Annotated in this window: 13 protein-coding genes; 4 read left to right on the top strand and 9 right to left on the bottom strand. The window is 67.3% G+C overall.

The features are described 5' to 3' along the window. Window positions 1-25: 25 nt before the first annotated feature. Window positions 26-1,447 (bottom strand): signal recognition particle protein, encoded by a 1,422-nt coding sequence (ffh, locus tag WAZ62_RS08915; protein ID WP_422643173.1) that lies wholly within the window; start codon window positions 1,445-1,447, stop codon window positions 26-28. Window positions 1,448-1,937: 490 nt separating this feature from the next. Between ffh and WAZ62_RS08910 the strand changes: the two genes are divergently transcribed. Together WAZ62_RS08910 and WAZ62_RS08905 are read left to right on the top strand one after the other, a co-directional pair. Continuing rightward, window positions 1,938-2,369, top strand: a complete 432-nt coding sequence (locus tag WAZ62_RS08910; RefSeq protein ID WP_422643172.1) for a PRC-barrel domain-containing protein — start codon at window positions 1,938-1,940, stop codon at window positions 2,367-2,369. A gap of 38 nt (window positions 2,370-2,407) precedes the next feature. Next, window positions 2,408-2,608 carry a CsbD family protein gene (locus WAZ62_RS08905; protein WP_422643171.1) on the top strand — a complete coding sequence of 67 codons (201 nt, stop codon included), beginning with the start codon at window positions 2,408-2,410 and terminating at the stop codon, window positions 2,606-2,608. 99 nt (window positions 2,609-2,707) lie between these two features. On the opposite strand, the gene WAZ62_RS08900 is transcribed toward WAZ62_RS08905, so the two are convergent. Next, the gene (locus WAZ62_RS08900) at window positions 2,708-3,958 is read right to left on the bottom strand and encodes an oxygenase MpaB family protein (protein WP_422643170.1); all 1,251 of its coding nucleotides are present in this window, start codon (window positions 3,956-3,958) and stop codon (window positions 2,708-2,710) included. A gap of 116 nt (window positions 3,959-4,074) precedes the next feature. Between WAZ62_RS08900 and WAZ62_RS08895 the strand changes: the two genes are divergently transcribed. After that, the gene (locus tag WAZ62_RS08895; protein ID WP_422643169.1) at window positions 4,075-4,650 is read left to right on the top strand and encodes a TetR/AcrR family transcriptional regulator; all 576 of its coding nucleotides are present in this window, start codon (window positions 4,075-4,077) and stop codon (window positions 4,648-4,650) included. On the opposite strand, the gene WAZ62_RS08890 is transcribed toward WAZ62_RS08895, so the two are convergent. Next, window positions 4,651-5,748 (bottom strand): alpha/beta hydrolase, encoded by a 1,098-nt coding sequence (locus WAZ62_RS08890; RefSeq protein ID WP_422643168.1) that lies wholly within the window; start codon window positions 5,746-5,748, stop codon window positions 4,651-4,653. A 185-nt stretch (window positions 5,749-5,933) separates the two neighbouring features. After that, window positions 5,934-6,698 (bottom strand): SDR family oxidoreductase, encoded by a 765-nt coding sequence (locus WAZ62_RS08885; protein ID WP_422643167.1) that lies wholly within the window; start codon window positions 6,696-6,698, stop codon window positions 5,934-5,936. A 122-nt stretch (window positions 6,699-6,820) separates the two neighbouring features. Here WAZ62_RS08885 and WAZ62_RS08880 point away from each other — a divergent pair, with 122 nt between their 5' ends. Next, window positions 6,821-7,729, top strand: coding sequence for a LysR substrate-binding domain-containing protein (locus WAZ62_RS08880; protein ID WP_422643166.1), 909 nt, complete (start codon window positions 6,821-6,823; stop codon window positions 7,727-7,729). Window positions 7,730-7,782: 53 nt separating this feature from the next. Here the strand turns inward: WAZ62_RS08880 and WAZ62_RS08875 are convergent, their stop codons facing one another. The 5 genes from WAZ62_RS08875 to WAZ62_RS08855 form a co-directional block, all read right to left on the bottom strand. After that, the gene (locus tag WAZ62_RS08875) at window positions 7,783-8,811 is read right to left on the bottom strand and encodes an aspartate-semialdehyde dehydrogenase (protein WP_422643165.1); all 1,029 of its coding nucleotides are present in this window, start codon (window positions 8,809-8,811) and stop codon (window positions 7,783-7,785) included. 161 nt (window positions 8,812-8,972) lie between these two features. After that, window positions 8,973-9,338, bottom strand: a complete 366-nt coding sequence (locus WAZ62_RS08870; RefSeq protein ID WP_422643164.1) for a diguanylate cyclase domain-containing protein — start codon at window positions 9,336-9,338, stop codon at window positions 8,973-8,975. Window positions 9,339-9,594: 256 nt separating this feature from the next. Continuing rightward, complete coding sequence (locus tag WAZ62_RS08865) at window positions 9,595-11,370, bottom strand: heparinase II/III family protein (RefSeq protein ID WP_422643163.1); 1,776 nt, start codon at window positions 11,368-11,370, stop codon at window positions 9,595-9,597. A 6-nt stretch (window positions 11,371-11,376) separates the two neighbouring features. Beyond that, window positions 11,377-12,042, bottom strand: a complete 666-nt coding sequence (gene rpe, locus WAZ62_RS08860) for a ribulose-phosphate 3-epimerase (RefSeq protein ID WP_422643162.1) — start codon at window positions 12,040-12,042, stop codon at window positions 11,377-11,379. 39 nt (window positions 12,043-12,081) lie between these two features. Beyond that, window positions 12,082-12,672, bottom strand: a 591-nt coding sequence (locus tag WAZ62_RS08855) for an SAM-dependent methyltransferase (RefSeq protein WP_422643161.1), incomplete at its 5' end; no start/stop codon positions are given.

Here is a 12,672-nt window from a genome sequence, read left to right as displayed (position 1 = left end):
TATTCGATAAGGTTGGTTTGCTTGATCACTTGAAGCCGCCGGGCGGGAATCCCCCGCCGGGGCCACCGAAACCGCCGGGGGGCATACCGCCGCCACCGCCGAAAAGAGCGCCGAGGCCGCCGCGCATGAGGCCCTTCTTGCCGAGCTTGGCCATGCGCTTCATCATGTCGGCCATCTGCTGATGCTGCTTCAGCAGCTTGTTCACATCCTGCACCGAGGTGCCGGAACCCTTGGCGATGCGGACCTTCCGCTTCGCCTGGATGATCTGGGGATTCTTGCGCTCCTTCGGCGTCATCGAGGAGATGATCGCTTCCTGGCGCTTGATCGCCTTGTCGTCGATATTGGCCTTGGACAGCTGGTCTTTCATCTTGGCGACGCCCGGCAGCATCGCCAGCATCCCCTGCATCCCGCCCATCTTGCGCATCTGGCGCAGCTGCTGGGCGAGGTCGTCGAGATCGAACGTCCCCTTCGCCAGCTTGGCCGCCATCTTCTCGGCTTCCTGCTGGTCGATCGTCTCCGCCGCCTTCTCGACGAGGGAGACGATGTCGCCCATGCCGAGGATGCGGTTGGCGATACGGTCGGCATGGAAGACTTCGAGGGCGTCGATCTTTTCGCCGAGGCCCATCAGCTTCAGGGGAACGCCGGTGACGGCGCGCATCGACAGGGCGGCGCCGCCCCGGCCGTCGCCGTCGACGCGGGTCAGGGCGATGCCGGTCAGGCCGATGCGGTCGTGGAACTGCTTGGCGACGGTCACCGCGTCCTGGCCGGTCAGGCTGTCGGCGACCAGCATCACTTCATGCGGGTTGGTCTCGCGCTTGACCGCCTCGATCTCCTGCATCAGCGCTTCGTCGATGTGCAGGCGGCCGGCGGTATCGAGAATGACGACGTCGAAACCCTGGAGACGGGCGGCGGTCAGGGCGCGCTTGGCGATATCGACCGGGGTCTGGCCGGCGATGATCGGCAGGGTGGCCACGCCCGCCTGCTCGCCGAGGACCTTGAGCTGCTCCTGCGCGGCCGGGCGGCGCACGTCGAGCGAGGCCATCAGGACTTTCTTCTTGTCCCGGTTGGTCAGGCGATAGGCGATCTTGGCGGTGGTCGTCGTCTTGCCCGAGCCCTGCAGGCCGACCATCATGATCGGCACCGGCGGGGCGGCGTTCAGGTCGATGTCCGGGTTGGCGTCGGCGCCGCCCAGCATCTCGACCAGGTGATCGTGCACGATCTTGATGACCATCTGGCCCGGCGTGACCGAGCGGACGACATCCTGACCGATCGCCTTTTCCCTGACGGAAGCGACGAAGTCCTTGACCACGGGGAGAGCGACGTCGGCCTCGAGCAGGGCGAGACGGACTTCGCGCATCGCCTCGGCGACGTCGGAATCGGTCAGCGCACCCTTTTTGGTGAGGCGACCGAAGACATCGGAAAGACGATCGGAAAGACTCTCAAACATGCGCTGACCAGCTATCCTCTGCACAAACACCAAGGGCGCCGGTGGGCGAACCTTCGCTGACCGGCGGACGCCCGTAGGCGCGACGAAACACAAAACTTCGTCGAAGATGCGGGAACATGATCGAAACCGCGCCCGTTGTCAAATTGAGTCCGCGCGCCCCGGAGCCAGATGAATTGCAGTGCCCGATCCGGCCTGAAATAAGATCATGATACCCGAAATCCGGCCCGAGCGGAAATATGTCAGGAATATGGCGCGGCCCCAATACCGTATTCCGATCCACCTTGGCGGGAACACTTCAGAGCTTCAGCCCCTGTTACTCACGGAACCTTTGATGGTTCGTTGCATTTATCTATCCGTGGGCAATGCAATGCCCCGCATCATCATCCGGCGGCCGGCCAATTCAGGACGGCGCCGACGTGAACGGCGCCCCTTCGGGTGCGTCCAGACACGACCGCACTCCTGCGGTCGATGAATGACAAAGGAGAATGCCATGAAAAAGACCCTGAGCATCGCCGCCCTGACCGCCATTCTGGCCGGCGCGGCCGTGCCCGCCCTCGCCCAGGAAGGCACCATGTCGCCGCCGAAGGCGACCAGCGAAGCGCCCCTGACCGCCCCGGGCGGTGAGGCGGCCGCACCCGTGGCCTCGGCCACCGACATAAGGGCCGGCGCGCTGATCGGTGCCGACGTCACCAATTCGGCAGGCGAAGACATCGGCAAGGTGACCGATCTCACGATCGGCGACGACCACAAGGTGAACGCGGCGATCGTTTCGGTCGGCGGCATCCTCGGCGTCGGCGACAAGCTGGTGGCGATCGCCCTCAGCGACATGTCGGTCACGCCCGATGCCGATGGTGACCTGACGGTGAAGGTCGCGGCGTCCAAGGATCAGCTGAAGGCGATGCCTGAAGTCGTCCTGAACTGACCCCACCCGATCCGGACAACACGAGAAGGAGTGACGCCATGAACTGGGATACCGTCAAAGGCAACTGGAAGCACACCAAGGGTCTGATCAAGGAGAAGTGGGGCGAACTCACCGACGATGACCTGACCCAGGCCGAGGGCCGCAAGGACCAGCTGGTCGGTCGCATCCAGGAACGCTACGGCAAGACCAAGGAAGCCGCCGAGCGCGAGCTCGACAGCTGGATGAGCGCCCTTCGCTAGTCGACCGGGTCGCGGAAGGAGGGTCGCCGCCCCGCCCCCTCGGGGGCGGCGGCCCTCCGCCGACCTATGTGAAAGCCGCGAGGGCGGCCCGCCGCCGGGTCAGAGGGCCCGGCTCTTGCCCGTGAGGGGGCTGCCCTCGCCGGTCTCGAACGGTGGTTTCCGCTCGGCGAAGGCCTTGCGGATCTGGCCCTCCAGCTGACCAAGGCGGAGACGGGCGAAGCCCTGGCGCACCGGCCCCAGACGGCGGATGCCGTTGGCGGCGACGATCGCCGGGCGCAGCACCCGGGGCAGCACGCGCCAGCCGCTGTCGGGCAGGCCCAGCGTATCGGCCGCCGTCTTGCCGATGATATGGCGCGAGAAACCGGCATAGGACGCCGCGTCGAGATCCGCCAGCCAGCGCCCCCAGGGCTGCGGCAGGCCGGCCAGGGCTTCCCGCCCCGCGCCCAGCAGCGCGACCGAAAGCGCCCGGCTGTCGTCGTCGGCATCGGGCTGGGAGCGGACCAGCAGGCTGAACAGGCCCGAGGCCTGGGCGTATGAGTCCGGCAGCAAGGCCTCCTCCACCCCCATGATATAGCCGATGTAGCGCCAGAGATGGACGATGCCCTCCTTCTCGGCATCGGTCAGACTGACACCGAGATCGATCAGCGGCCCGACCATGCCGAGTGAGAAGGCAAGTGCCGTCGCCGCCATGTCGGCCTGATTGACCGGCAGGCCCCAGTCATCGGGGCGCCAGCGCGGATCCTTGACCAGCGACCGGCGCACCATGGCGTGCATCACCCGCACCCGCACCGGCGAGGCGAAGCCCGGGGTAAAGCGCCCGACCGTGCCGGAGGCGAAGATGTCGACGGCGAATTTCCCCGTCTCCTCCAGCCGCTTGTAGGTCCTTCCGTTCAGGGCGCCGGTCATCATCAGCACCCGGGCGATCGCGCTCGAGCAATAGCCGACCATGAGCGTGCCGGAGCCGAGGGCATAGCGCAGCAGCGGCCCGACCGACAGCGCCGCCTGGCAGCCGAGGCGCAGCAGGTCATCGCGCACCCAGTCCGGCCGGCGGTCGATCTGGGCGAAGAAATCGCGAAGCGCCGGGGCGGGGTCGTCGACACTGTCGATGCCCCGGGTCAGGGCCTGATCGAACAGGCGCCAGCCCTTGCCCTTTTCCACCGCCATCCAGTCGACCAGGGCATCCGCCTCCGGATCGCCCTTCCGCAGGCCTTCCCGCACCGCCGCCCGGCGCAAGGGATCGGCCGAAGGGGCGCCGAAATGGCGGGTGAGATGCAGCGTCCAGGGCGCCGGATCGTGATCCGGGTCGCGCCAGCGGATCGGAACCGCGATCTGTCCTGCCCTGTCGGTCATGCCGTTCTCCCTTGTGTTCTTTTCCCCATTGTATATGAGCAATTATTCACATCTACTTACATGGCACCGCCCTTCGCGAAGGCTTCGCCACGTTGAACCAAGCCCTTGATCTTTCGATGAAAAAGCAACCGACCCAGGGCCGCTCGCAGGCGACGGTGGAGGCGGTTCTGACGGCGACGGCTCAGCTTCTGGCCGAGCGCGGCTACGCCGGCCTGACCACCAACCACATCGCCGAGCGGGCGGGGGTCAGCATCGGCTCGATCTATCAGTATTTCCCGGGCAAGGAAGCGATCGTCGCCCGGGTGACGGGCCAGACCGTGGACGCCATCCTCGATGATTTCGGCCGTGGCCTGCTGGGCCATGCGATCGGCCCGGCCCGGATCGCCGAAGTGCTTTACGATGCAATCGACTGCCGCGCCGGGCTGCTGCGGGCCCTGACCCACGAAGTGCCCTTCCTGCGCGATCTGCCGGTGGTGACCTCGATGCGCAGCCGGCTGCTCGTGCTCGCCGGGCTGATCTACAGCCATCAGATGGGCGACCGCGGCTTCAGCCATCCCCCGGTCGCCGCCTTCCAGCTGACGACCATGCTGCAGGCGGCAGTGCTGGACTCGATCCTGGCCCCGCTGCCCGGCATGACCCGGCGTCAGGCGATCGACACGCTCGCCGAGATCATCGCCCGCCTGTCGGCCTGATCAGACCGAATGCGGCACCATGACCGCGCGCGGCCGCGCCGGTGCCGCCAGCGCGTGTCCGGCCCACAGCGCCCGGTGCAGGGCCGCGATCGCCTGATCCAGTGCCTGGCGCGCCCGGGGCACAGTGCCGGTGAAGGTCAGGAAACCATGCAGCATGTCGGGATGATCGTGGATTTCGACGGGCACCCCGGCGTCCCGCAGGCGGGCGGCATAGGTCATGCCTTCGTCGTGGAGCGGATCGAAGCCCGCGACCACCACCGTCGCCGGGGCGAGATCGTCGAAGCGGGCGGCGTTGATCGGCATGACATGATGCAATTCGTCGTCGGTCAGGTCGCCGGCGGTCTGGGCGCGGAACCAGTCGGTCAGCTTCTTCTCGAGGATGAAGCCCTTGCCGTAGAGCTGGGCCGAGCGGGTATTCATGCGCCCATCGGTCGCCGGATAGATCAGCAACTGGTGGCAGGGCGGCTGGACATCGGCGTCCCGCGCCATCTGCGCGACCATGGCCGAAAGCAGGCCGCCGGCGGAATCCCCCGCGACCGCCATGCGCCTGGTATCGATGCCCATCTGCCGGCCGTGGGACAGGAGATGGCGCCAGACCGCGCCGGCATCGATGACCGCCGCCGGCATCGGATGCTCCGGCGCCAGCCGGTAATCGACGGACAGAACGGCGCAGCGCGCCTTGTCGGCGATATGGCGGCAGGTGCTGTCATAGCCGGCGACATCGCCCAGCACGAAGCCGCCGCCATGGAAATAGACCGTGAGCGGCAGCGGCGTCGACAGGCCGGGCGGCACGAACAGCCGGGCGCGCACCAGGCCGAGTTCGCCCGGGATCGCCAGTTCCTCGATCAGCGCCATGCGCCGGGGCGCGACGGCGAAATTGCGCATCGCCATGCGATACATGCCGCGCGACTGTTCGACCGGCATCCGGTGCACGGGAAACAGCTTGCGCTGGATGGCGGCGAAAGCCTGAAGCTGGGGATGCAGGCGCTTGCCCTCGATGATCGCGGGCCGGATGTTGGTGACCTGCGTCAGCACCGGGGCAGAGACCTGGGACAGGCCGCCGAGGGCAAGACGCTGAAGGCTGGCTGCGAGACTCATGATCGAACCGTTTCCCTCCACCGGCCCCGGCGACGGCCGGGGCCCGCGATGCGCCGACAGGGCGACACCACCGATGACGACAGCGTCACCTTGTCACACCTTCCAAAGGATTAACGCCCCAGGTCAAGAGTCCTTTGGATGGAGATGAGGGGAATTCAGTTTGCGCGATGCACAAGCGATGCCCGTCAGCTACGGGTGATGGATACGCCGCCATCGATCAGCGATGCCGTCCCGGTGACGAAACTCGCATCGTCGGATGCAAGATAGAGCACGGAACGCGCCAGTTCCTCGGGCACCGCGACGCGCTTCAGGGCGTGCAGCCCGGTGATGAAGGCCTGCTTGTCGGCGGTATCGTTCATGTCCCGGTACATGTCGGTATCGACGGCGCCCGGCAGAATCGCGTTCACGCGCACATTCTGCGGGCCAAACTCGGCGGCGAGGGCCTGGGTCAGGCCGATCAGGCCGGACTTGCTGGCGGCATAGGCCGCGACCCCCGGAAACGCGAAACTGTAGCCAACGAAGGTCGAGGTGAAGATCACCGAGCCGCCGCCATGCTTCGCCATCTCGGCGATCTGATGCTTGGCACCGAGGAAGGAGGCGGTCAGGTTGATCGCCAGCGCCTCGCTGAAGCCAGCCTCCGAGACACCCGTGCTCGGACCCGCCTCGCCCAGGGTGCCGGCATTGTTGAAGGCAATGTCGAGACGACCGAAACGATCGACGGCGGTCGCGACCAGTGCCTGCTGAAACGCCTCCGAGCGCACGTCACCGGCAAGGGCAACGGCTTCGCCGCCCGCCGCCGTGATTTCCGCGACCAGACTGTCGAGTTCGGCCTGGCGCCGGGCGCCCACGATGACCTTGGCGCCTTCGGCGGCGAACAGCTTCGCGGTCGCCCGGCCAATCCCCGAACTGGCCCCCGTGACGATCGCGACTTTGTTGGCAAGGCGGTTCATTTTCCATCTCCTGTTTCTGGCGGCGCGGCGGTGCCGTCACACGCGATGACCGGAAGATGGCCTCGGCGGTTCGTCCGGAATAGTATCCAGATGAAGGAACTTAAATCCGGGATTTCCGAACGATGATTCGCATCGAAGGACTGGCGGCTTTCGTTGCCGTGGTCGAAAGCGGCTCGATCAGCGAGGCGGCGCGGCGTCTTCGCCTGTCGAAATCCGTGGTCAGCGAAAGGCTGGCCGAGCTGGAAAAGGCGCTGGGCGGAACCTTGCTGCGCCGAACCACCCGCAAGCTGACCCTGACCGACGACGGCATGGCCTTTCTGGACCGGGCCCGCCGCATCATGCACGAGATCGACGACGCAAGGGCCGATATGACCGAGCGGCGCCAGACGCTTGTCGGACCGGTCAGGATCGCGGCGCCGGTCAGTTTCGGCCGGATGCATCTTGGCCCCGCGCTCTATCCCTTTCTGGCGCTGCATCCCGGCCTGGAGCTGACGCTCGACATGGATGATCGCAGGGTCGACCCGTTGGGGGGTGGCTATGACGCCATCATCCGCAATGGCCCTATCGCCGACTCGCGCCTGGTCGCCTGGATACTGGCGACAAGCCGGCGCCGGCTTGTCGCCTCGCCCGATTATTTGCGGCGGCAGGGCACGCCCCGTGCCCTCGCCGATCTCGATGACCACCGGGGCATTCTCTACACCAATCGCGGCATCGCCGACTGGCGCTTCCAGACCCCGGAAGGGGCGGTCACGGTCCGGCCACGGCCGGCCCTTGTCGTCAACAATGGCGACATGATGCGGGACGCCGCGATCGCCGGTCTCGGCATCGCCCTGCTACCGACCTTCATCGCCGGCCCGGCGATCCGGGCGGGCCAACTCGCCGAAATCGATATCGGCCACCAGCCGGAAGCCGAGTTCATCCATATGGCGCACCCCGAGGGGCGCAATCCGTCAGCCAAGCTGCGCGCGATCGCCGAACATCTGCGGACAAGTTTCGGCGCGCCGCCCTATTGGGAGCCGGAAACGCCCTGAATCAAAAAGGCCCCCGGCTTTCGCCAGGGGCCTTTCCATCATTCCGACGGGTCTCAGGCCGCCTTCTTCAGGTGCCTCGCGATCAGGATTTCCGCGATCTGGACGGCGTTCAGCGCCGCGCCCTTGCGCAGATTGTCGGACACGCACCACAGCGCGAGGCCCTTGCCATCGGGCACGGTCGGATCGCGGCGGATGCGCGAGATGAAGGTGGCGTAATCGCCGACGCATTCGAGCGGGGTGATGTAGCCGCCCTCCTCGCGCCGGTCGACGACCATCAGGCCCGGCGCCTCGCGCAGGATTTCGCGCGCCTGATCGACGGTGATCGGATTCTCGAACTCGATGTTCACCGATTCCGAATGGCCGACGAAGACCGGCACGCGGACGCAGGTCGCGACCAGGGCGATATCGGGATCGAGGATTTTCCGCGTCTCCGCGGTCATCTTCCACTCTTCCTTGGTGAAGCCGTCATCCATGAAGACGTCGATCTGCGGGATCACGTTGAAGGCGATCTGCTTGGGGAATTTCCTCGGCTCGACCGTGTCGTTCACATAGAGCGCCTTGGTCTGGTTGAAGAGTTCGTCCATGCCCTTGTTGCCGGCACCCGAGACCGACTGATAGGTCGAGACGACGACGCGCTTGATCCTGGCGAAATCATGCAGCGGCTTCAGCGCGACGACGAGCTGCGCGGTCGAGCAGTTCGGGTTGGCGATGATGTTCTTCTTGGCATAGCCCGCCAGCGCCCCGGCATTCACTTCCGGCACGATCAGGGGAATGCCCGGCTCCATGCGGAAATGCGACGAATTGTCGATGACGATGGTTCCGACCGCCGCGACCTTCGGCGCCCATTTGGCCGAGACCGAACCGCCGGCCGAGAACAGCGCGATGTCGGTGCCGCGAAAATCATAATCCTCGAGGGCTTTCACCTTGAGGGTAGTCTCGCCGTAGGAAACCTCGGTGCCGATCGATTTGGGCGACGCGAGCGCCACCACCTCGTCAGCGGGAAACTGACGTTCGGCAAGGATGTTCAGCATTTCACGGCCGACCTGCCCGGTCGCGCCGACGACGGCGACTTTCCAACCCATCGCGGTTAAGTCCTTAAATTTCGTAAGGTGATCGCACCGCCGGACAGGAGCCCGGATATGCGACCGCGCACAATAGGGCAATGCGCGCCAGCCGCAAGCCTGTTCGGCGCGTATCAGACCCGCGATGTCGCATGAATCCCGCCTGTCGGCGGGCGGGGGCGTCAAACCGGCGGGGTCAGGCCGCACACGGACATCAGGCCGCCGCGCATCATGATGGCGATGCGATTGCCGCCCTGGCCCACCGCATAGGACAGGGCCGAGCCGGCACGGGCATAGATATCGAGCGCGCTGTCGTGGCGCCCCTCGAAGCCGGCGATGCCGAAAGACAGGGCCATGGCCGGATCCGGCGCCGCCCGCCCGGGGGCCGGCCGCTCCTGCGCCCAGCGCCAGATGCGTTCGGCGATCAGCCGGCCGACTTCGACCGGGCTTTCCGGCGCAAGCACGCAGTAACGGGAATCGCCCAGTTTCGCGACCGTGTCCGATGGGCGCAGGATCGCCGCCACGGCATCGACGGGTTCGCCGTTCACCGGTCCTGACAGCAGGCCATGATAATCGAAGCGGATGAGCGACAGCGACCGGTAATAACGAGAACACCGGTCAACTTCGGCGATCAGTCGCAGCCCCAGGGCTTCATGGTCCAGCGCAATATTTGGGCCGCAGGTAAGCATTTGAAATGCGCAACTTCCCACCGGAATGGCAGCAATCGTTCCAATATCGGGCCTTATCGCGTGCACGTCAAATGCGCAATGCGCATGGAGCTGATGCGAGTGTCGGCAAAAAAGCTCAGGCCTTGGCGTCCAGCCGCTTCAGGGCCCAGCGCAGCACGACGCGCCCGGCGTCGAGCGAGCCGGTGACCACCATCTGCTCGGCCCGGCGGGGCGGCCCGGGGCTGGCGATCGAGACGGAATCCTCGAGCGCGAGATGGCCGCCCAGGGCCCTGAACTGCCAGCCCTCGCCGCCCGGGGTCCGCAGCAGGATGCCGGTGCCGTCGCCGGTCAGGCTGGCCCGGACATCGGGCGCGAGGTGGAAACGCAGGGCGAAGGGCAGGCTGCGGCCGGGCGTCCGGCCCCGGGGCTCGATCCGGTCCTCGCCGCGCAACTCGCCGCCATCGGGATCGACCCACAGCGCCCGGCGATGGACGAGGCCAAGGCGCGGGCCATAGCCCGAATGGCTGGCCTCGATCCAGACCTGGCCGTCGGCCTCGTTCCGGGCGGCGGTGGTCACCAGGGCGGGCAGGCCGGGCCGCGGGCCGAGGTCGAAATCCGTCACGGAAACCCAGGCGTTCTGATCGTCGAGCGTCAGCGTCGAATGGGCCGCGGTCGAGCGGCCGACCTTGCGCCAGGACTCGTCGAGACCGGGTCCCGCGCCGCAGGAGACGATCAGCCGATCCCGCCCCGCGCTCATCTCAAAGGCAAGGGGGGCGGCATGACAGCCGGCGGCATGGCCCGGCGGCGGCGGCGGCCCGACATCCATGACGAGGATGAGGCGCCGGCCCTCGACCCGTTCATAGCCGATATGGGGTAGCCGGCTGGGGGCCTTGCCACGCGGTGCCGCCAGCGCCAGCACCTGTTCGATGCGGGCGAGATCGCCGGGCCGGCCGCCGTTGAAATTCGCCAGCCGGCCGTCACCCAGACGAAAGAACCGCAGGGCCGGCGCCAGCCGGTCGAGGGCGCGGGTGAAGCCGGCGCTGGGCATCTGGCCGGCCGCGGCCAGCGCCTCGCGCATCCGCACCAGGGCTTCGAGGACCCTCAGATGATCGGACGGATCGCGGCTGGGCAGGCCGCCGTCCGGCAGGATCAGGCGGCCGAGGGTGTCGTCGAGCCGGCGCAGGCTGCGCGCCAGCGGCCGTCCCCATTGGCCAAGGGCAAGGTGACCAAGGGCAAGGCCGCACAAGGCCACCACCTTGGCCGGCCCCGGCGCCATGCCCTTGTCGGCCCGGGCCAGATAACGCAGATGCCGGACCAGGGATTCGAGCAGCGCCTCGCGCAGCGGCAGGTCGGCACCGTCGAGCAGCAGCGGCAGATGGCTGACCCAGGCCATGACCCGCCGCCCCGCCATGTCCGGCCGCCACCAGCCCGCGTCGAAACGACCGTAACGCTTCAGCCAGCCGTCGAGCAGTACCCGGGCCTGACGGCCGGCGGCATCGCCGCCCGCGGCCGAGAAATGGCGCAGCCAGTGGAAATCATGCAGCGCCTCCTGCCATTCCCGGCTGGCGCCGGTCAGGCTCCACGGCGTCTGATGCGGTGACAGCAGCAATTGCCCGGCGAAACGGTAGCGGCCCTGAAACAGGGCGTTGGCTTCGTCGATCGAGCCGGGAAAGGGATCGGGCTGGACATTGAGCGCGACCACCGAGGGCGCGCGCCCCAGGGTTGCGACCGACAGGCGCGAGCCCGCGGCCGACAGGCACAGCCGGCGCCAGGCCGCCGCCGCCTTGGCCTTCAATATATTGCGCTTGGTCCAGGCCGGCGGCAGACCCGGCAAGGTTGCATGGGTGGTCGCCCCGATCGTTTCCGCTCTGGGGTCCGGTGCTTCCATGCCCGCCGCCCCGGTCGCCATCATCGGCCCCTACGCGCCGCCGCGCAGTTTTTCGATGTTGGCGGCATAGGCGGCGGGGCCGCCCGTGAAGCTGGCGGTGCCGGCCACGAGGACATCCGCCCCGGCGGCGATCGCCAGCGGCGCCGTCTCGAGATTGATGCCGCCGTCGACTTCGAGGTCGATGGTCCGCCCGGTGCCGTCGATCAGCTGGCGCAGGCCCCTGATCTTGTCGAGCTGGCTGTTGATGAAGGACTGGCCGCCGAAGCCCGGATTGACCGACATGACGAGGATGAGGTCGACCATGTCGATCACCGTCTCGACCGCGCTGATCGGCGTCGCCGGGTTCAGCACGACGCCGGCCTTCACGCCCTGAGCCTTGATCGTCTGCAACGTGCGGTGCAGATGCGGCCCGGCTTCCGGGTGCAGCGAAATGATGTCGGCACCCGCCTTGGCGAAACCTTCGATGAAGGGATCGACCGGCGAGATCATCAGATGGACGTCGAAGGGCTTCTTCGTGTGCGGGCGCAGGGCCGCGACCACCGAAGGGCCGATGGTGATATTGGGCACGAAATGCCCGTCCATCACATCGACATGGATATAATCGGCCCCGGCCGCATCCATGGCGCGAACCTCCTCACCGAGGCGCGCGAAATCGGCCGAGAGAATCGACGGGGCTATGCGAATCGTCTGCTGCATCTTCTGCTCGTAACAGCTCTGGGCCGTGATGCCAACCGGTCAGACGCGGGTCAGGCGGCTGACGAAGAATCCATCGATGCCGCCCGCTTCCGGCCACTGGCTCGGCAGGGTGCGAAGATCGCCGGCCGGGGTGATTGCCGCCTCCAGCCCGGGCACTTCCGCCGGCATAATCGGCGCGCGGCGCAAGGGGGCGCCAGCGGCCAGCGCGGTTTCGATCGCCTCGGGACCTTCGCGCGGCTCGATCGAACAGGTGCAGAAAACCAGGGTGCCGCCGGGCGCCAGCATCTGCACCGCCGCCCGCAACAGCCGGATCTGGACCTTGCCCAGCTCGCGGATCTCTTCCGGCTCGCGGTGCAGGGCGATGTCCGGGTTGCGGCGCAGGGTGCCGGTGGCGCTGCAGGGCGCGTCGAGAAGAATGAAGGGCGCCTTCTCGGCCGGTTGCCAGGTGGCGACATCGGCCACCACCGCCTCGGCAGCGAGGTTCAGGCGCGCCAGATTCTCGCGCAGGCGATTGATCCGGCCGCGCGCCTGATCGACCGCGGTCACAAGGGCGCCCATGGCCGCCAGCTGCGCGGTCTTGCCGCCCGGCGCGGCGCAAAGATCGATGACCCGGCTGCCGGGGGCCGGGCT

This window comes from Zavarzinia sp., from assembly GCF_049306435.1.
Lineage (GTDB): Bacteria > Pseudomonadota > Alphaproteobacteria > Zavarziniales > Zavarziniaceae > Zavarzinia.
The sequence above is the reverse complement of the archived record's forward strand: the minus strand, read 5'-3'. Positions and strand labels throughout refer to the sequence as shown.

What these genes read in the sequence shown, in the direction of transcription:
- WAZ62_RS08895 (WP_422643169.1), top strand. Translation starts at nt 4,075, where the DNA reads ATGAAAAAGCAACCGACCCAGGGCCGCTCGCAGGCGACGGTGGAGGCG.
- WAZ62_RS08890 (WP_422643168.1), bottom strand. Translation starts at nt 5,748, where the DNA reads ATGAGTCTCGCAGCCAGCCTTCAGCGTCTTGCCCTCGGCGGCCTGTCC.
- rpe (WP_422643162.1), bottom strand. Translation starts at nt 12,042, where the DNA reads ATGCAGCAGACGATTCGCATAGCCCCGTCGATTCTCTCGGCCGATTTC.
- WAZ62_RS08875 (WP_422643165.1), bottom strand. Translation starts at nt 8,811, where the DNA reads ATGGGTTGGAAAGTCGCCGTCGTCGGCGCGACCGGGCAGGTCGGCCGT.
- WAZ62_RS08885 (WP_422643167.1), bottom strand. Translation starts at nt 6,698, where the DNA reads ATGAACCGCCTTGCCAACAAAGTCGCGATCGTCACGGGGGCCAGTTCG.
- WAZ62_RS08880 (WP_422643166.1), top strand. Translation starts at nt 6,821, where the DNA reads ATGATTCGCATCGAAGGACTGGCGGCTTTCGTTGCCGTGGTCGAAAGC.
- WAZ62_RS08865 (WP_422643163.1), bottom strand. Translation starts at nt 11,370, where the DNA reads ATGATGGCGACCGGGGCGGCGGGCATGGAAGCACCGGACCCCAGAGCG.
- WAZ62_RS08905 (WP_422643171.1), top strand. Translation starts at nt 2,408, where the DNA reads ATGAACTGGGATACCGTCAAAGGCAACTGGAAGCACACCAAGGGTCTG.
- WAZ62_RS08910 (WP_422643172.1), top strand. Translation starts at nt 1,938, where the DNA reads ATGAAAAAGACCCTGAGCATCGCCGCCCTGACCGCCATTCTGGCCGGC.
- ffh (WP_422643173.1), bottom strand. Translation starts at nt 1,447, where the DNA reads ATGTTTGAGAGTCTTTCCGATCGTCTTTCCGATGTCTTCGGTCGCCTC.
- WAZ62_RS08900 (WP_422643170.1), bottom strand. Translation starts at nt 3,958, where the DNA reads ATGACCGACAGGGCAGGACAGATCGCGGTTCCGATCCGCTGGCGCGAC.